Here is a 17,883-nt window from a genome sequence, read left to right as displayed (position 1 = left end):
ACGGTCGTCACGGTTGAAGGAACGGCCACCACGGTCGTCACGGTCCCGGTTGAAACCACCCCGGTCACCGCGGTCGTCACGACGCTCGAAGGAACGGCCACCACGGTCGTCACGGTCGCGGTTGAAGCCACCCCGGTCGTCACGACGCTCGAACGGGCGCCCACCGCGGTCGTCACGGTTGAAGGAACGGCCACCACGGTCGTCACGGTCCCGGTTGAAACCACCCCGGTCACCGCGGTCGTCACGACGCTCGAAGGAACGCCCGCCACGGTCGTCACGGTTGAAGGAACGGCCACCACGGTCGTCACGGTCCCGGTTGAAACCACCCCGGTCACCGCGGTCGTCACGACGCTCACGACGCTCGTACGACGAGGCCGCCGGACGCTCCTCGCGGGCGGCACGGTCGGCGTCCCGCGCGGCGGGCTGCGCCGGCACGGACACCTCGGACGGGGTCTCCGCCACGACGGCCCCGGCGGTCTCGGTCCCGGCCACCGCGGCCTGCGCCTCGACGATCGCCGCCTCCGGGTCCTCGCCACGCTCGCGGGCGACCCGCGCGACCAGACGGTCGGCCTCCTCGCGCAGCTCGCTCGCACGCCGCTGCGCGCGCTCCAGCTCCTTGGTCAGCTCGGCGACCTCACGCTCGGCCTGCTGCGCGGCATTGCCGGCCGACTCGGCCTGGACCTCGGTCATCGACCGGGCGCCGGTGATCTCGGCGACCTCCGGCTCGAAGGCCGTACCGCCCTGGATGATGTGACGCCCGGCGTCGACGCCCGCGTCCTCCATCAGGCGGAAGATCTGGCGGCGCTGGTGCGGCAGCGAGAGCGAGACCACGGTGCCGGTGCGGCCGGCACGGGCCGTACGGCCGGCGCGGTGCAGGTAGTCCTTGTGGTCGCCGGCCGGGTCCACGTTGAGGACCAGGTCGATGCCGTCGACGTGGATGCCGCGGGCGGCGACGTCGGTGGCGACGAGGGCGTTGACGTAGCCCTTCTTGAAGTCCTCGAGCACGCGGGTACGGGCGCCCTGCGTCATACCGCCGTGCAGCGCGTCGGCCTTCACACCGGAGTCGCAGAGCTGCTCGGCGATGCGGTCGGCGCCCAGCTGGGTGCGGACGAAGATGATCGTGCGGCCCTTGCGGGCCGCGATCGCGGCGGTGACCGGCGCCTTGTCCTTGGGCTTCACGACCAGGATGTGGTGCGACATGGTCGTGACGTTGCCCTGGGCGCTGTCGACCTCGTGCGTGACGGGGTTGTGCAGGTAGCGCTTGACCAGCGTGGAGATCTCGTTCTCCATCGTGGCCGAGAACAGCATCCGCTGACCGCCCTGCGGGACCTGGTCGAGCAGCTCGGTTACCTCGGGCAGGAAGCCCAGGTCCGACATCTGGTCGGCCTCGTCGAGGACGGTGACCTTGACGTTCTCGAGGGAACAGGCGCCGCGGTTGATGAGGTCACGCAGTCGGCCCGGCGTGGCGACGAGGACGTCGACCCCGCGCTCGAGGGCGTAGATCTGGTTGCTCATCGACGTGCCGCCGCAGACGACCTTCATCTTCAGGCCGAGGACGTCGCCGTACGGCTGGAGCGCGTCGGCGACCTGCATCGCCAGCTCGCGGGTCGGGGTGAGGATGACGGCGCGCGGCTTGCGCTTCTCGGTGTGGCCGCCGGCCAGCGTGGCCAGCGTCGGCAGACCGAAGGAGAGGGTCTTGCCGGAGCCGGTGCGGCCGCGGCCGAGGATGTCCTTGCCGGCCAGGGCGTCCGGGATGGTCGCCGCCTGGATCGGGAAGGGGGCGGTCACGCCGTTCTGGGTGAGCTTGCGCACGACACCCTCCGGCAGCCCGAGGTCCGTGAAGGTCAGCTCGGGCGCCTTGTCGGCCTCGACGGCTTCGACGGTCTCCACGGCGTCGACGGTCGCGGTGACCTCGACGGCCTCGACCGCCTCGCTGTTCTCGGACACGACGGCGTGATCAGTACTGGAAATGGACATGCGAATGCGAAACCTTCCGGAGTCTCGTCGGCACGCGCCCGTCAACTCCGTGTTCGCATTCGACCGCCTCGATGCGGTCCGTCACGGTAAGGGAGAGTACGCGCCACACGGCGCGCTCTGTTGTGGCGCCGGGCAAGGGGATCAAACGATCTACCACCATACGCACCCTGTGCCCCTGAAGGCAAACCGGTCTGCGTAGACGTGGGTCCCCCACTGTACTACGCCGGTGCCCCCGCCTCGGGCGCCGGTTCCCGCTCGACGAGCTGCGGCACCGGCTCCGCGTCCGCCGACGCGGACGGCTCGGCCACCGTCGGCTCCGGCGACGGGGACGCGGGAGGCTCGGGCGACGACGGCGGCTCCTGGTCCCCGGAACGCGTCGGCGACGGCTCCTCCCCCGGCGGCTGCGGCATCCCCGGCCGCTCGCTCCGGCCCGGCTTCGGGCCCTTCGACGCCGCCGAACTGCGCCCCGCCGAGGGCGAGGCCGTGGGCGAGCCGGACCCGTCCCGGTCGCCCTTCTTCCCGCCCTTGCCGTCCCCGTGCGCGCCGCCACCGTCCCCGCCGGACCAGGGCCCGCCCGCCCGACCGCCCGGCCCGCCGCCCGGCGCGCCACCGCCGTGCTCCCCCACCGACCGGGAGGGCTGGGCCCGGCCCCCCTCCCCGTCGCCCACGCTCATGCAACCGGCGGCCGCGGCGACGGCGAGGACCGTGACGGCCAGGCGAACGGGTACGTACAAGGGGCGCACGGGGCCACCTCCGGGGGGCAGACGCAGGAGTCAACCTCCCCAACTCCCGCCGCACGCAGGAAGACACGCGCCCCGCGGTGGCGGCTCAGCCGTACCCGAGAGCGTGCAGCCGGGCGTCGTCGATCCCGAAGTGGTGAGCGATCTCATGCACCACGGTCACCTCGGTCTCCTCGACGACCTCCTCCCGCGTCCCGCACATCCGCAGGGTCGGCCCCCGGTAGATGGTGATCCGGTCCGGCAGCACGCCCGCGTACCACTCGCCGCGGTCCGTCAGCGGGGTCCCCTCGTACAGTCCGAGCAGCTCGGGATCGTCCGCCGGCGGCTCGTCCTCGACGAACACCGCGACGTTGTCCATCAGCCGCGTCAGCTCCGGCGGAATCCGGTCCAGCGCCTCGGCGACCAGTTCCTCGAACTCCTCGCGCGTCATCTCCAGCACAGGGCCATTCTCCGGTATGACAGCGCCGTACGGCGGGTACGTCCGCATGTCCGGGCGCACACGTGGGCATACGCGACGAATGGCCCGCGTCCGCGTCCCCGCCGCAGCCCTGAACACCCTGAACCGTTTCCGCACCGCCCGCCGCGCCGGGAGCCCCGTCCCCGAACTCGCCGCCCGGCCCCGCCCCTGGGTCCGTGCACTCGGCCTCACCGCGGTCGTCCTGCTGGGCGCCTGGCTCGGGCTGCTGGTCGTCGGGAACGTCCGCGTGCCCGTCGGCCCCATGAACACCACGATGACGCTGCGTCCCGCCCTCGACGGCGGCACGAAGATCAACATCTCGCCGCTCGGCGCCCTCCACCTCGACAGCCACATCGCCCCCGTCCGCCTGGACGTGAACGTCGACCAGCTCGATCCCGACCGCTCCCAGGCCCTCGTCGACCACCCCGAACGCCTTTCCGGACTCCAGGACGAGGTCGCCGAGGACATCGAGCACGGCACCCTCGACCTCGCCGTGCGCTCCTGTGTCGCGGTCGTCGCCGGCGCCACCGCGCTCGGCCTCGCCGTCTACCGCCGCCCCCGCCGCGCCCTCGCCGCCGGCGGCCTCGCCCTGGCCCTGCTCGCCGCCTCCGGCGCCACCGCCTACGCCACCTGGAACCCCAAGTCGGTCCTCGAACCCCGCTTCTCGGGCCTGCTCTCCTCCGCCCCCTCGGTCGTCGGCAACGCCCGCAGCATCGTCACCGAGTTCGACGTCTACCAGCAGGAACTGGCCCGCCTGGTCACCAACGTGACGAAGCTCTACGACGTCACCTCCACGCTCCCCGCCTACCAGCCCGACCCCACCACCGTGCGCGTCCTGCACGTCTCCGACATCCACCTCAACCCCACGAGCTGGAAGATCATCGCCTCGCTGGTGGAGCAGTACGAGGTCAACGTGATCGTCGACTCCGGCGACACCATGGACCACGGCACCGCCGCCGAGAACGGCTTCCTCGACCCCGTCGCCGACCTCGGCGCCCCCTACGTCTGGGTCCGCGGCAACCACGACTCCACGACCACCCAGGGCTACCTGGAGAACATGAAGAACGTCCACGTCCTGGACGACGGCCGCGCCGTCACCCTCGCGGGACTGCGCTTCGCCGGCATCGGCGACCCCCAGTTCACCCCCGACCGCTCCGCCGTCCCGGACGCCGAGGGGACCCAGGAGGCGGCCGGCGACCGCCTCGCGAACGCGCTCCGCGCCCAGCGGGCCGCCGGCACCCCCGTGGACGTGGCCATCGCCCACGAGCCCTCCGCCGCCCGCCGGACCGACGGCGAGGTCCCGATGGTCCTGGCCGGCCACCTCCACCACGCCGAGATGGAGATCCTCGACAAGGGCACCCGGCTGCGCGTCGAGGGCTCCACGGGCGGCAGCGGACTGCGCGCCGTCGAGGGCAGGTACCCCGACCCCATCCAGGCGTCGATCCTCTACTTCGACCGCGACTCCCGCCGTCTCCAGGCCTGGGACGAGATCAAACTGGGCGGCCTGGGGCTGACGACGGCCGAGGTCAGTCGCCACCTCCCGAAGGAGAACCAGCCGGGCGCCTCCCCGACGCCCACACCGTCGCCGCCGACGCCGACGGATCCACCCCCGACGCCCACACCGTCGCTCCCGGCCGCGGCCCCGACCCCGGCTCCCGCGTCCCGCGCGCCCTCGGGCTCGCACCCCCGCTCGTGAACCGTTTTGGCGATACCTCCTGCCATCCCATATGCTTCTCACGTCCCCGACGCGCTGAGAGGCGCCCAGGCGGGCCGATAGCCCTCATCGTCTAGCGGCCTAGGACGCCGCCCTTTCAAGGCGGTAGCACGGGTTCGAATCCCGTTGGGGGCACGCAACACCGTGTGCGACACTGTCGTACACAGCTTGGTCCTGTGGAGCAGTTTGGAGTGCTCGCCACCCTGTCAAGGTGGAGGCCGCGGGTTCAAATCCCGTCAGGACCGCTGGAGTTCCTCGTGAACTCCGTGGCTGGGTAGCTCAGTTGGTACGAGCGATCGCCTGAAAAGCGATAGGTCGCCGGTTCGACCCCGGCCCCAGCCACAACGCGGACAAGGCCTCGATCTTCGGATCGGGGCCTTGTCGTCGTGCCCGGCGACGGGTGCCGAACGGACTGTCCGCGCCGCCGCCGACAAAAGCATTCGCCACGTTTTTCTCCGGGATGAGATCCTGGATCGCGTATGTCTACGCACCCTGCCCCCGCCCTCGGCGTTCTCGCCCCCCGTCTGGCCGAGCTGTCCCTGCGTGATGCGCACCGGCTCGGGCGCAGGCTCGAAGGTGCGCGCAAGATCCGTAAGCCGGAGGCCCGGGCCGCCGTCCTCGCCGAGATCGAGGCGGAGGTCGCGACCGCCGAGGAACGGATGGGCGCGCGGCGCGCCCGCCTGCCCGCCGTCACCTACCCCGAGCAGCTGCCGGTCAGCCAGAAGAAGGACGTGATCGCGGAGGCGATCCGCGATCACCAGGTCGTGATCGTCGCCGGGGAGACCGGATCCGGCAAGACGACGCAGATCCCGAAGATCTGTCTGGAGCTGGGCCGAGGCGTCCGCGGCATGATCGGGCACACCCAGCCCCGCCGGATCGCCGCCCGGACGGTGGCCGAGCGGGTCGCCGAGGAGCTGCGGTCGCCGCTCGGGGAGGCCGTCGGCTGGAAGGTGCGGTTCACCGACCAGGTGAACCCGGACGCCACCTTCGTGAAGCTGATGACGGACGGCATCCTGCTCGCCGAGATCCAGACCGACCGCGAGCTGCGCGCCTACGACACGATCATCATCGACGAGGCCCACGAGCGGTCCCTCAACATCGACTTCCTGCTGGGCTACCTCGCCCAGTTGCTGCCGAGGCGCCCCGACCTCAAGGTCGTCATCACCTCGGCCACCATCGACCCCGAGCGGTTCTCCCGGCACTTCGGTGATGCGCCCATCATCGAGGTCAGCGGGCGGACGTACCCCGTGGAGGTGCGCTACCGGCCGCTCCTCGAGGAGGAGTCCGAGGACGCCGACCGCGACCAGATCACCGCGATCACCGACGCCGTCGAGGAGCTGATGGCGGAGGGCAAGGGCGACATCCTGGTCTTCCTCTCCGGTGAGCGGGAGATCCGGGACACCGCGGACGCTCTGGAGAAGAAGCGGTACCGGTTCACCGAGGTCCTGCCGTTGTACGCCCGGCTCTCGCACGCCGAGCAGCATCGCGTCTTCCAGCCGCACACCGGGCGCAGGATCGTGCTCGCGACCAACGTCGCCGAGACCTCCCTCACCGTCCCGGGCATCAAGTACGTCATCGACCCCGGCTTCGCCCGCATCAGCCGCTACAGCCACCGCACCAAGGTGCAGCGGCTGCCCATCGAGGCGATCTCCCAGGCCAGCGCCAACCAGCGCAAGGGCCGCTGCGGCCGTACGTCCGACGGCATCTGCATCCGGCTGTACAGCGAGGACGACTTCCTCGCCCGGCCCGAGTTCACCGACGCGGAGATCCTGCGGACCAACCTGGCGAGCGTCATCCTCCAGATGACCGCGGCCGGGCTCGGCGACATCGAGAAGTTCCCGTTCATCGACCCGCCGGACCACCGCAACATCCGCGACGGCGTGCAGCTCCTCCAGGAGCTGGGCGCGCTCGACCCGACCCAGAGCAGGCGGCTCACGGAGACCGGCCGCAAGCTGGCCCAGCTGCCCGTCGACCCGCGGCTGGCCCGGATGGTCCTGGAGGCCGACAAGAACGGCTGCGTCCGCGAGGTCATGGTGATCGCCGCCGCGCTGTCCATCCAGGACCCACGCGAGCGCCCGGCCGACAAGCAGACCCAGGCCGACCAGCAGCACGCCCGCTTCAAGGACGAGACCAGCGACTTCCTCGCCTACCTCAACCTGTGGCGTTACATCCGCGAACAACAGAAGGAGCGCGGCTCGTCGTCCTTCCGCCGGATGTGCAAGCAGGAGTACCTGAACTTCCTGCGCATCCGGGAGTGGCAGGACATCTACTCGCAGCTGCGGACCGTCGCCAAGCAGATGGGCATCCACCTCGACGAGCGGGACGCCGCCGGGGACAGCATCCATGTGTCGCTGCTCGCCGGCCTGCTGTCCCACATCGGGATGAAGGACGTCAAGGACGGCAACAAGAACGAGTATCTGGGCGCCCGCAGCGCCAAGTTCGCGATCTTCCCCGGCTCGGCCCTGTTCAAGAAGCAGCCACGGTTCGTCATGTCGGCGGAACTGGTCGAGACGAGCCGTCTCTGGGCCCGCGTCAACGCCAAGATCGAGCCCGAGTGGGTCGAGCCGCTCGCCGGGCACCTCCTGAAGCGGACGTACAGCGAGCCGCACTGGGAGAAGGACCAGGCCGCGGTGATGGCGCTGGAGAAGGTGACGCTGTACGGCGTGCCGATCATCGCCCAGCGGAAGGTGAACTACGGGCGCATCGAGCCGGAGGTCTCCCGCGAGCTGTTCATCCGCAACGCGCTCGTCGAGGGCGACTGGCGCACCCACCACAAGTTCTTCGCCGACAACCGCAGACTCCTCAGCGAGGTCGAGGAGCTGGAGCACCGGGCCCGGCGCCGGGACATCGTCGTCGACGACGAGACGCTGTACGACTTCTACGACCAGCGGGTGCCCGGCCACGTCGTGTCCGGCGCCCACTTCGACTCCTGGTGGAAGCACAAGCGGCACGAACAGCCCGACTTCCTGGACTTCGAGCGGGAGATGCTCATCCGGGAGTCGGCGGGGGCGGTCACCAAGGACGACTATCCGGACACCTGGCGGCAGGGCCCGCTGAAGTTCCGGGTCACCTACCAGTTCGAGCCGGGCGCGGACGCGGACGGCGTGACCGTCCACATCCCGCTCCAGGTCCTCAACCAGGTCACGGACGAGGGCTTCGACTGGCAGATCCCGGGCCTGCGCGAAGAGGTCGTCACCGAGCTGATCCGTTCCCTGCCGAAGCCGATCCGTCGCAACTACGTGCCGGCGCCCAACTTCGCCCGGCGGTTCCTGGACCAGGCGGCGCCCCTGCGGGAGCCGCTGACGACGGCGATGGCCCGCGACCTCAAGCGGATGGTCGGCGTCCCCTTCGAGGCCGAGGACTTCGACTGGTCCCGCCTTCCCGACCATCTGAAGATCACCTTCCGGATCGTCGACGAACGGCGCCGCAAGCTGGCCGAGGACAAGGACCTGGAGGCGCTGAAGCTGCGCCTGAAGCCCAAGGCCCGCCAGGCCATCTCCCAGGCCGCCGCGGCCACCGCCGAGCGGGAGGGCGGGGAGTCCCTGGAACGCTCGGGACTGACCGACTGGACGATCGGCACCCTGACCCGCGTCTTCGAGACCCGCAGGGCGGGCCAGCCGGTGAAGGCGTACCCGGCGCTGGTCGACGACGGCGACACGGTCTCCGTACGCCTCTTCGACACGGAGGAGGAACAGGCCGAGGCGATGTGGAAGGGCACCCGCCGGCTGATCCTGCGCAACATCCCGGTCAATCCGGCGAAGTTCGCATCCGAAAAGCTGACGAACCCCCAGAAGCTCGCCCTGTCCGCGAATCCACACGGCTCCGTCCAGGCGCTGTTCGACGACTGCGCGACGGCCGCGGCGGACAAGCTGATCGGCGACTTCGGCGGACCGGCGTGGGACGAGGAGTCGTATCGGAAGCTGTACGAGAGGGTGCGGGCGGAGATCGTCGACACCACCGTGCGGACGGTCGGACAGGTGCAGCAGGTCCTGGCGGCGTGGCAGGCCTGTGAGCGCCGCCTGAAGGGCGTACGCAGCCCTTCGCTGCTGGCCAACCTGACCGACGTGCGCACCCAGTTGGACGCGCTCGTCCGGCCCGGCTTCGTGACGCGGGCGGGCGTGCGCCGGATGCCTGACCTGATGCGCTATCTGGTGGCCGCGGACCGCCGGCTCCAGCAGATGCCGACCAACGTCCAGCGGGACACCACCCGCATGGAGAAGGTCCACGAGATGCAGGACGAATACGCCTGGCTGCTGGAGCAGTTGCCACCGGGCCTGCCCGTCCCGTCGTCGGTGCTGGACATCCGCTGGATGATCGAGGAACTGCGGGTCAGCTACTTCGCCCACGCGCTGGGCACGGCCTACCCCGTCTCCGACAAGCGGATCGTGAAGGCGATCGACGCGGCCGCACCGTGACGGACCTCGCACGGAGGGTGAGTTCGACCAGGCGGGCCACCCTCCTGTAGAGTTTCGTCTCGCAGCACAACGCAACAAGAAGTGCCGCAAAACCTGGTCCTGTGGAGCAGTTTGGAGTGCTCGCCACCCTGTCAAGGTGGAGGCCGCGGGTTCAAATCCCGTCAGGACCGCACATATCGTCGAAGGCTCGCATCCACGGGGTGCGGGCCTTCTTCGTTCCCCCGCCCACTCGTCACCCCGCCAAGGCGTGCCGGGCCAGAGGCCGCGCCCGCGGCGCAGCCCCGATGGGGTACACCACATCCCGTCAGGACCGCGCCGATCGCCGAAGGCTCGCATCCACCGGGTGCGGGCCTTCCTCGCGTCCCCACCCGCTCGCCACCCCGGCCCACTCGCCAATACGCCACGGCGGCCGCACCAGAGGCCGCTCCCGCGGCACCGTCGGAGCGCGCAGCCCTGGACGCGCCGTCGTCACGCGCGACCGCCGAGATGCGGACCCTTCTCGCGTCCAGGGCGCGGATCCCGAGCCGACCCTGCTGCGTGGCCTTGACGGCGTCACATTCGGCCGGTACCCCAGAAGTTCAGGGCAGTGCTTCCCGCGGGCTCCACTGGAGGTGGCGTATGGCGGCATCGGCTGGGCACGAAACGGGGGCGTTGCTCCGCGCGCATCTGTCGGCCGCGTCCTCCTACCGGCATCTGACCCGCCGCTGCGCCGTCTGCCGCCGTCTTCAGCGGCTGGCGATGGACGGCGCCCCACCGGCCGCCGAACAGTCCTCGGGGGCGCCCCAGGAGGCCGACGAGGACGAACGGGCGTACGGGGCCTGAAGATTGACGCTTCAATAGCGCACCCGCGGCGACCGCAACAAGGCCAGTGGCATGTGACGGGTGTCACCGCATGAGTTTCGGAAAGATGGGTTCTTACCCGCTTCCTACAACTGGTCAATTTAATATGTGCAATTGCACCACTCCGGAGGACATCCCCACGGATCCCCCAGAGAGTCCCCACAGCGGATCCGACAGCCCTCCACAGCACGCCCCAGACTTCGACAAGGTCCCTCACGGGAGCCCCTCCGGCGGGCCTGCTCCGGGCACAAAAAAGATCGCGCCGGACTCGGCGGAGTCCAGCGCGATCGACGACGCACCGTGTGGGCTACGGGCCTGTTGGGGCAGGACCCGCGTCGCTTGGAGCTAGGGTTCGGGCATCTCGGCAGATTGGGGGACCCGCGGTGTTGTTGCCCGGTTCTTCAGTTGCTCAGGCCTCGCTGCGCTGCTGCGGAATACCCGCGAGCAGTGCGCGAACCTCAGCCTCGCGGTAACGGCGGTGTCCGCCGAGCGTGCGGATCGACGTGAGCTTGCCGGCCTTCGCCCACCGCGTGACCGTCTTAGGGTCCACACGGAACATCGTGGCAACCTCAGCCGGGGTCAGCAGCGGCTCAGCATCAGGGGTGCGAGCGGTCATGAGCGGCCTCCTCGGGAGAACCGAACCTTCTCGGTTCTTTCCTCTAAATTCTGCACCTTGACCCGCGTTGCCCGAAATGGCGGACGCGAGTCGAGTCGGTTATAGGACGAACGGCTTGTCCTCGGCACTACAACTACACCATCCGTCCAGCCGCGTCGGCCAAACCGATGGAATTGCCCCCCAGGTGTTCATCGGCGACGGAAGCCGATGGACCGTGCCATAGCGGACAGTCACGCCAGTGTGACGATCAGTCACACGGCGATCAGGAGCCACCAGACCCCCCAAAGCGTGCAATGCTGAGATTTCCCCCCACGGTGGAGCACAAGTGGACGGACGGAGCCCTCCCCGGACTCCTTGTCCTATTTTGGCACGAGGAGGGGCAAGCGGCGCAAGGGCCGCGTACGTGCGGTCCGTCACCCTTGCGACAAAAGCCCGGATCGGTACCTACGTCCCGTCAGTTCCGTGAAGTGCGGTTGACCGTACGCTGTTCGAGGGCATATGACCGTGACGCAGGTCACGATGGAAGCCCTGAGGTCTGTGCCGCGCTGTCAGTTCGCCGAGCGCCGGTCCCGTACCGACCGCCAGCGTTCCGCGAGCCGGGCGTACGCCTCGCCCGCCGCGGGACCGTCGCCGCGCCGCAGGGCGTCGATGCCGGCGGCCACGTCGGCCGCCGAGTGGTCGCCCTCCAGATCGCCGGCCGGCAGGGCGTGGACGAGCCCGCCGTAGTCCAGTTCCACCAGCGAACGCGGATGGAACTCCTCCAGCCAGCGCCCCACGTCCACCAGACCGTCGATGAGGGGCCCCTCGTCCATGGCGTCCTTGAGCGCGCGCAGGCCCCGCGCCACGCGGCGCCGGGCCTGCACCATCGGCGTGCGGTAGCGCAGCACGGGGGCCTGTCCGGCGGTCCCCTTGGCGTACTCGCGCTCCTCGTCGGACAGGAGCACGAACCAGTGCAGCGGGACCTGCCAGGTCGCCGTGCGGATCCAGGGCCGGGCGTCGGGATTGCGGACCAGCCAGCGCTCGTAGTCCTGGGCCGCCTGGAGGCGGACCAGGGGCGGCAGGACCGCGTCCAGGACCGGTCCGGGCAGCTCGTCGCCCAGTTCCCCCAGCGCCTGCCAGCCGCGCAGCCGGGTCCGCCAGGGGCACACGCACACGACCCCGTCCACCTCGATCACGAACGCGTCGCCGCTCTCCTGCACCGGCACGGCCACCGGCGGGACGGGCAGCAGATCGGCCAGCGAGCGGCGCAGCTCGTCCTGGTACGTGGGGCGGTCGGGGCGGCCGGCGTAGCGCGCCCAGTGGGCGCGCTCCGGCTCCGGGAAGGCGGCCAGCGGCTCGTACACGCGCAGATAGGACGCGTACGGGACGATCACCGAGGACACCTGGGGCACGCCTGGTCCCTCCCCCTTGGGTCGACCGGGAAACCTTCCCGGACTCCTGGCGAAGAGACCGGAAACCATGCAAATCGCCGCACGGCCGTACTCCGCCGGATGGTGATCCGCAACACGACGCGTTCGGCGGGCGGTGCAGGCTCTACGCTCATCCCACAGGCCCCGCCACCCGTACGGGAGCCTCCGTCCCGACCGCCGCTAGTTACCCAGGAGTCACCACCGTGACCGACGTATCCGGCGCCCCTGACCATGTGCTGCGCACCCTGTTCCACTCGGACCAGGGTGGCCACGAGCAAGTCGTGCTCTGCCAGGACCGTGCCAGCGGACTGAAGGCAGTCATCGCCCTCCACTCCACCGCCCTGGGCCCCGCCCTCGGAGGTACGCGCTTCTACCCGTACGCGTCCGAGGAGGAGGCCGTCGCGGACGCGCTGAACCTCGCGCGCGGGATGTCGTACAAGAACGCCATGGCCGGGCTCGACCACGGTGGCGGCAAGGCCGTCATCATCGGTGATCCCGACACGATCAAGTCCGAACAGCTGCTGCTCGCGTACGGCCGTTTCGTCGCCTCCCTCGGTGGGCGGTACGTGACCGCCTGCGACGTCGGCACCTATGTCGCCGACATGGACGTCGTGGCACGCGAGTGCCGCTGGACGACCGGGCGCTCGCCGGAGAACGGCGGCGCGGGCGACTCGTCGGTGCTGACCGCCTTCGGCGTCTACCAGGGCATGCGGGCCAGCGCCCAGCACCTGTGGGGCGACCCGTCGCTGCGCGGCCGCAAGGTCGGCATCGCGGGCGTCGGCAAGGTGGGCCACCACCTGGTGGAGCACCTGCGGGACGAGGGCGCCGAGGTCGTGATCACGGACGTGCGCGAGGACGCCGTGCGCCGGATCCTCGACCGGCACCCCGAGGGCGTGACGGCGGTGGCGGACACCGAGGCGCTGATCCGGGTCGAGGGGCTCGACGTCTACGCCCCCTGCGCGCTGGGCGGGGCGCTGAGCGACGACTCCGTGCCGGTCCTGACCGCGCGGATCGTGTGCGGGGCCGCCAACAACCAGCTCGCCCACACGGGCGTGGAGAAGGACCTCGCCGACCGCGGGATCCTCTACGCGCCGGACTACGTGGTCAACGCCGGCGGCGTCATCCAGGTCGCCGACGAGCTGCAAGGCTTCGACTTCGAGCGGTGCAAGGCGAAGGCGGCGAAGATCTTCGACACCACGCTCGCCATATTCGCACGTGCGAAGACGGACGGAATTCCGCCGGCCGCGGCGGCCGACCGGATCGCCGAACAGCGCATGCACGAGGCGGCTCAGGCACGCGGTTGGTGAGCGCGTTCGGTACCCGCCGGGGGGAAGTTCGAGAGAACTCTCACTCTCCCCGGCGGGTCGCCCGCCAATAAGTGGTTAAAATCGCCAGTGACCAGCGAGGACAGGGCGCCTCGAAGGTTCTGTGCACACGCGCGTGCTACGGGCGACGTACCGTATGGGTTCGGGCTCAGGTACCGTGGAAGCCCTACGGACCGGCCTCTCCGCGGAGAGTCCGTTCCGGACCATGAACGCGTGTCAAGACTCTGGGGCCGTCGAGCCCCGTCGTTGAGGGGGTCGAGCCATGGGGCGCGGCCGGGCCAAGGCCAAGCAAGCGAAGGTCGCCCGCCAGCTGAAGTACAACAGCGGCGGGACGGATCTCTCACGCCTGGCCGAAGAGCTGGGCGCATCGCCATCGAACATTCCGCCGAATGGCGAACCGTTCGAAGACGATGAGCAGGAGGACGACCCGTACGCACGGTACGCCGAGCTGTACGGGGACGACGACGAGGACGAGGACGAGGACTCCTCGCACCAACACCGTCGCGGCGCTTGACCTTGCTTCGAGCACTCACCCGGTCGGTGACTTCGGTCACCGACCGGGTCTTGTGCTGCGCACAGGTCCTCAGCCCGCATACCGGTCGCAGCAGGCCTGCCGGTTTCAGCAGGCCTGCTGGTTTCAGCCGGTGTAGTCCCCGACCAAGGCCGCACCGCTCGTGTGCTCCCCGCGGTCGGTGATCTCGCCCGCTACCCACGCCTCGACTCCACGGTCGGCCAGCGTGGTCAGCGCCACGTCCGCCGATTCCTCCGGGACGATGGCGATCATGCCCACACCCATGTTCAGGGTCTTCTCCAGCTCCAGCCGCTCGACCCGGCCGCTCCGCCCGACGAGGTCGAAGATCGGGGCCGGGGTCCACGTGGAGCGGTCCACGATGGCGTGCAGTCCGTCCGGGATGACCCGGGCCAGGTTGGCCGCCAGTCCGCCGCCGGTCACGTGCGAGAAGGCGTGCACGTCCGTCGTGCGGGTGAGGGCCAGGCAGTCCAGCGAGTAGATCTTCGTCGGCTCCAGCAGCTCCTCGCCGAGCGTGCGGCCCAGCTCCTCGACGCGCGCCTCCAGCGAGAGGCCGGCCTGGTCCAGCAGGACGTGACGGACCAGCGAGTACCCGTTGGAGTGAAGGCCGGAGGCCGCCATCGCGATCACGGCGTCCCCCGAGCGGATACGGTCGGGGCCCAGCAGCCGGTCGGCCTCCACGACGCCCGTACCGGCGCCGGCGACGTCGAAGTCGTCCGCGCCCAGCAGACCGGGGTGTTCGGCCGTCTCGCCGCCGACCAGGGCGCAGCCGGCCAGGACACACCCTTCGGCGATGCCCTTCACGATGGCCGCGACGCGCTCGGGGTGGACCTTGCCGACACAGATGTAGTCGGTCATGAACAGCGGCTCGGCGCCGCACACCACGATGTCGTCCATGACCATGGCGACCAGGTCGTGGCCGATGGTGTCGTAGACGCCCATCCGGCGGGCGACGTCGACCTTGGTGCCGACGCCGTCGGTGGCGGAGGCGAGCAGGGGGCGCTCGTAGTTCTTGAGGGCGGAGGCGTCGAAGAGGCCGGCGAAACCGCCGAGGCCGCCGAGGACCTCGGGGCGCTGGGTCTTCTTCACCCACTCCTTCATAAGTTCTACGGCGCGGTCGCCCGCTTCGATGTCGACGCCCGCGGCTGCGTAGCTGGCACCAGTTGTCTCAGACATGGCAGGTGAGAACTTTCGTGTCGTACGGCAGGTATGACGGGTCCGTCTACGGGCGGCGGATCGCGTCGGCGGCGGCCGTCGCGGCCGGGCCGGCGGCCAGCTCCGTCTCCAGGAGCTGCTTGCCGAGCAGCTCGGGGTCGGGCAGATCCATCGGGTACTCACCGTCGAAGCAGGCACGGCAGAGGTTCGGCTTGGCGATGGTGGTCGCCTCGATCATGCCGTCGAGGGAGATGTACGCCAGGGAGTCGGCGCCGAGCGAGGTGCCGATCTCGTCGATCGACATGCCGTTGGCGATCAGCTCGGCGCGGGTGGCGAAGTCGATGCCGAAGAAGCAGGGCCACTTCACGGGCGGCGAGGAGATCCGGATGTGGACCTCGGCGGCGCCGGCCTCGCGGAGCATGCGGACCAGGGCCCGCTGGGTGTTGCCGCGCACGATCGAGTCGTCGACGACGACCAGGCGCTTGCCCTTGATGACTTCCTTCAGCGGGTTCAGCTTCAGGCGGATGCCGAGCTGGCGGATGGTCTGCGAGGGCTGGATGAAGGTTCGGCCCACGTAGGCGTTCTTGACCAGACCGGCGCCGAAGGGGATGCCGGAGGCTTCCGCGTAGCCGATGGCGGCCGGGGTGCCGGATTCCGGGGTCGCTATGACGAGGTCGGCCTCGGCCGGGGCCTCCTTGGCGAGTTTCCGGCCCATCTCCACACGGGAGAGGTACACGTTCCGGCCGGCGATGTCGGTGTCCGGGCGGGCCAGGTAGACGTACTCGAAGACGCAACCCTTGGGCTTCGCTTCCGCGAAGCGGGAGGTGCGCAGACCGTTCTCGTCGATGGCGACGAACTCGCCCGGCTCGATCTCGCGGACGTACGCCGCGCCGCAGATGTCGAGAGCGGCGGACTCCGAGGCGACGACCCAGCCGCGCTCCAGGCGGCCGAGGACCAGCGGGCGGATGCCCTGCGGGTCGCGGGCGGCGTAGAGCGTGTGCTCGTCCATGAAGACGAGGGAGAAGGCGCCGCGGACCTGCGGGAGGATCGAGTGGGCCGCCTCCTCGATGGTCAGGGGCTTGCCGTCCTCGTCGACCTGGGCCGCGAGGAGCGCGGTGAGCAGGTCGGTGTCGTTGGTCGCCGCGACGCGCGGGGTGCGGCCTTCCTGCTTGGGCAGGTCGGCGACCATCTCGGCGAGCTGGGCGGTGTTGACGAGGTTTCCGTTGTGCCCGAGCGCGATGGAACCGTGCGCGGTGGCGCGGAACGTCGGCTGGGCGTTCTCCCACACGGAGGCTCCGGTGGTCGAGTAGCGGGCGTGTCCGACCGCGATATGACCCTGGAGCGAACCGAGCGAGGTTTCGTCGAAGACCTGGGAGACGAGGCCCATGTCCTTGAAGACGAGGATCTGGGAGCCGTTGCTGACCGCGATTCCCGCGGATTCCTGGCCTCGATGCTGGAGGGCGTAGAGCCCGAAGTAAGTGAGCTTGGCGACCTCTTCACCGGGAGCCCAGACCCCGAAGACGCCGCAAGCGTCCTGGGGACCCTTCTCGCCGGGGAGCAGATCATGACTGAGTCGACCGTCACCACGTGGCACATCTTCGAGTGTAGGCGAGATCGACCACTGGTCCGAATTGGGGATACCCGTCGGTAACTCGATCTTGGACTGTCAGGGGTGCCCGATGTCGCCACATCGCCCCAGGTCAGACCACGTTTAGGGTGGTCCGTTCACCGGCCGGCGGCGTCGCGACGGACGCCCTCCGGGGGTCCGCGCCACGGGCATGAGTGAGGTGTCGCACACCGTGGGGCATCCGCCGCGTCAGGACATGAGCGGCAGCAGCTGGGCGAGGTCCGCCCGCTCCCCGCTCGCGCCGACCTTCGCCTCCTCGACGGCCGCCTTCCAGGTCAGCCGCCCGGAGGCCAGCCGTACCCAGGTCAGCGGGTCGGTCTCGACGACGTTGGGCGGGGTGCCACGGGTGTGCCGGGGCCCCTCGACGCACTGCACGACGGCGTACGGCGGGATCCGCACCTCGGTCGCCCCACCGGGCGCCCTGACGGCCAGGGCGTCTGCCAGCAGCCGGGTGGCGGCGGCGAGGGCCTGGCGGTCGTAGGGGATGTGCAGGCCGGGGACGGCCGCGCTCAGGTCGTCGGTGTGGACGACGAGTTCGACGGTGCGGGTGACCAGGTAGTCGGCCAGGGTCAGCGCGCCCGCATTGGTCTCCAGCAGCCGGGAGCCCGGGTGGGCGTCGAGCTGCTCGACGAGGTCCTGCTCCACCGCCGTGAGGTAGGCGTCCAGGTCCGGGTGCTCCGCGGACAGCCGCCGGGTGAAGGCGTCGATGGCGGAGGCGCTCACGGACGTCGCGAACGGCCAGTCGAGGAGCGTGGCGTCGGGCTTCGCCGGCTCCGGCAGGTCCAGCGACCGCCCGACGGCCGTGACGGCCATCCCGATGTGCGCGACCAGCTCCCGTACGGTCCACTCCCCCAGCCGCGTCGGCAGCTCGAGCTGCTCCGGGGCGAGCGTGGCGACGGCCTGCCGCACATGGCCGAGCTGGGCCAGCACCGCGGCACGCGTCCGGGCGGGGTCATAGGTCCTGGTGCGCTTCTTCGCCGGGGGCATGGCGCAGAGCCTATTGCCCGGCGGCGAGCCCGTTCAGGTGGATTTCCGCGCGGCGGGGCCCGTGATCGCCGGTCGGGCCCCCGGTGTGCCGG

At 70.3% G+C, this 17,883-nt stretch carries 13 protein-coding genes and 4 tRNA genes; 9 read left to right on the top strand and 8 right to left on the bottom strand.

Translation table 11 applies throughout. The features are described 5' to 3' along the window. From ACZ5Y0_RS30495 to ACZ5Y0_RS30485, 3 genes are all read right to left on the bottom strand, one after another. Positions 1-1,977 (bottom strand): DEAD/DEAH box helicase (locus ACZ5Y0_RS30495; protein WP_469131889.1); only part of this gene is annotated, 1,977 nt, incomplete at its 3' end. A gap of 218 nt (positions 1,978-2,195) precedes the next feature. Next, positions 2,196-2,720, bottom strand: a complete 525-nt coding sequence (locus ACZ5Y0_RS30490) for a hypothetical protein (protein ID WP_469131888.1) — start codon at positions 2,718-2,720, stop codon at positions 2,196-2,198. A gap of 85 nt (positions 2,721-2,805) precedes the next feature. Further along, on the bottom strand, positions 2,806-3,156 hold the full coding sequence (locus ACZ5Y0_RS30485; RefSeq protein ID WP_451529194.1) for a metallopeptidase family protein: 351 nt from the start codon (positions 3,154-3,156) through the stop codon (positions 2,806-2,808). A 79-nt stretch (positions 3,157-3,235) separates the two neighbouring features. Between ACZ5Y0_RS30485 and ACZ5Y0_RS30480 the strand changes: the two genes are divergently transcribed. From ACZ5Y0_RS30480 to ACZ5Y0_RS30450, 7 genes are all read left to right on the top strand, one after another. Continuing rightward, a complete protein-coding gene (locus ACZ5Y0_RS30480) occupies positions 3,236-4,870 on the top strand; it encodes a metallophosphoesterase family protein (RefSeq protein ID WP_469131887.1) in 1,635 nt (544 codons plus the stop codon). An 80-nt stretch (positions 4,871-4,950) separates the two neighbouring features. Next, positions 4,951-5,023, top strand: a tRNA-Glu gene (locus tag ACZ5Y0_RS30475). A 35-nt stretch (positions 5,024-5,058) separates the two neighbouring features. Then, positions 5,059-5,133, top strand: a tRNA-Asp gene (locus tag ACZ5Y0_RS30470). Between the two features lie 23 nt (positions 5,134-5,156). Next, positions 5,157-5,230, top strand: a tRNA-Phe gene (locus ACZ5Y0_RS30465). A gap of 137 nt (positions 5,231-5,367) precedes the next feature. Further along, a complete protein-coding gene (hrpA, locus tag ACZ5Y0_RS30460) occupies positions 5,368-9,303 on the top strand; it encodes an ATP-dependent RNA helicase HrpA (protein WP_469131886.1) in 3,936 nt (1,311 codons plus the stop codon). 95 nt (positions 9,304-9,398) lie between these two features. Beyond that, a tRNA-Asp gene (locus ACZ5Y0_RS30455) sits at positions 9,399-9,473 on the top strand. Positions 9,474-9,921: 448 nt separating this feature from the next. Further along, positions 9,922-10,125, top strand: a complete 204-nt coding sequence (locus ACZ5Y0_RS30450; RefSeq protein WP_469131885.1) for a DUF6274 family protein — start codon at positions 9,922-9,924, stop codon at positions 10,123-10,125. 427 nt (positions 10,126-10,552) lie between these two features. Here ACZ5Y0_RS30450 and bldC read toward each other — a convergent pair whose 3' ends face one another. Together bldC and ACZ5Y0_RS30440 are read right to left on the bottom strand one after the other, a co-directional pair. Beyond that, positions 10,553-10,759: a developmental transcriptional regulator BldC gene (gene bldC, locus ACZ5Y0_RS30445; protein ID WP_003949541.1), complete on the bottom strand. Its 207-nt coding sequence runs from the start codon at positions 10,757-10,759 to the stop codon at positions 10,553-10,555. A gap of 548 nt (positions 10,760-11,307) precedes the next feature. Next, a complete protein-coding gene (locus ACZ5Y0_RS30440; protein WP_469131884.1) occupies positions 11,308-12,150 on the bottom strand; it encodes a DUF8083 family protein in 843 nt (280 codons plus the stop codon). A 221-nt stretch (positions 12,151-12,371) separates the two neighbouring features. Here ACZ5Y0_RS30440 and ACZ5Y0_RS30435 point away from each other — a divergent pair, with 221 nt between their 5' ends. Beyond that, positions 12,372-13,475 (top strand): Leu/Phe/Val dehydrogenase, encoded by a 1,104-nt coding sequence (locus ACZ5Y0_RS30435; RefSeq protein ID WP_469131883.1) that lies wholly within the window; start codon positions 12,372-12,374, stop codon positions 13,473-13,475. A gap of 280 nt (positions 13,476-13,755) precedes the next feature. Then, the gene (locus ACZ5Y0_RS30430) at positions 13,756-14,007 is read left to right on the top strand and encodes a DUF3073 domain-containing protein (protein ID WP_469131882.1); all 252 of its coding nucleotides are present in this window, start codon (positions 13,756-13,758) and stop codon (positions 14,005-14,007) included. Between the two features lie 123 nt (positions 14,008-14,130). Here ACZ5Y0_RS30430 and purM read toward each other — a convergent pair whose 3' ends face one another. From purM to ACZ5Y0_RS30415, 3 genes are all read right to left on the bottom strand, one after another. After that, positions 14,131-15,198 (bottom strand): phosphoribosylformylglycinamidine cyclo-ligase, encoded by a 1,068-nt coding sequence (gene purM, locus ACZ5Y0_RS30425; protein ID WP_469131881.1) that lies wholly within the window; start codon positions 15,196-15,198, stop codon positions 14,131-14,133. 46 nt (positions 15,199-15,244) lie between these two features. Then, positions 15,245-16,771 (bottom strand): amidophosphoribosyltransferase, encoded by a 1,527-nt coding sequence (purF, locus tag ACZ5Y0_RS30420; protein WP_469131880.1) that lies wholly within the window; start codon positions 16,769-16,771, stop codon positions 15,245-15,247. A gap of 222 nt (positions 16,772-16,993) precedes the next feature. Then, on the bottom strand, positions 16,994-17,791 hold the full coding sequence (locus tag ACZ5Y0_RS30415; protein ID WP_469131879.1) for a maleylpyruvate isomerase family mycothiol-dependent enzyme: 798 nt from the start codon (positions 17,789-17,791) through the stop codon (positions 16,994-16,996). Positions 17,792-17,883: the final 92 nt, after the last annotated feature.

It is taken from the genome of Streptomyces sp. NPDC033216 (assembly GCF_055577115.1).
The sequence above is the reverse complement of the archived record's forward strand: the minus strand, read 5'-3'. Positions and strand labels throughout refer to the sequence as shown.

What these genes read in the sequence shown, in the direction of transcription:
- ACZ5Y0_RS30480 (WP_469131887.1), top strand. Translation starts at nt 3,236, where the DNA reads ATGGCCCGCGTCCGCGTCCCCGCCGCAGCCCTGAACACCCTGAACCGT.
- hrpA (WP_469131886.1), top strand. Translation starts at nt 5,368, where the DNA reads ATGTCTACGCACCCTGCCCCCGCCCTCGGCGTTCTCGCCCCCCGTCTG.
- ACZ5Y0_RS30450 (WP_469131885.1), top strand. Translation starts at nt 9,922, where the DNA reads ATGGCGGCATCGGCTGGGCACGAAACGGGGGCGTTGCTCCGCGCGCAT.
- bldC (WP_003949541.1), bottom strand. Translation starts at nt 10,759, where the DNA reads ATGACCGCTCGCACCCCTGATGCTGAGCCGCTGCTGACCCCGGCTGAG.
- ACZ5Y0_RS30430 (WP_469131882.1), top strand. Translation starts at nt 13,756, where the DNA reads ATGGGGCGCGGCCGGGCCAAGGCCAAGCAAGCGAAGGTCGCCCGCCAG.
- purM (WP_469131881.1), bottom strand. Translation starts at nt 15,198, where the DNA reads ATGTCTGAGACAACTGGTGCCAGCTACGCAGCCGCGGGCGTCGACATC.
- ACZ5Y0_RS30415 (WP_469131879.1), bottom strand. Translation starts at nt 17,791, where the DNA reads ATGCCCCCGGCGAAGAAGCGCACCAGGACCTATGACCCCGCCCGGACG.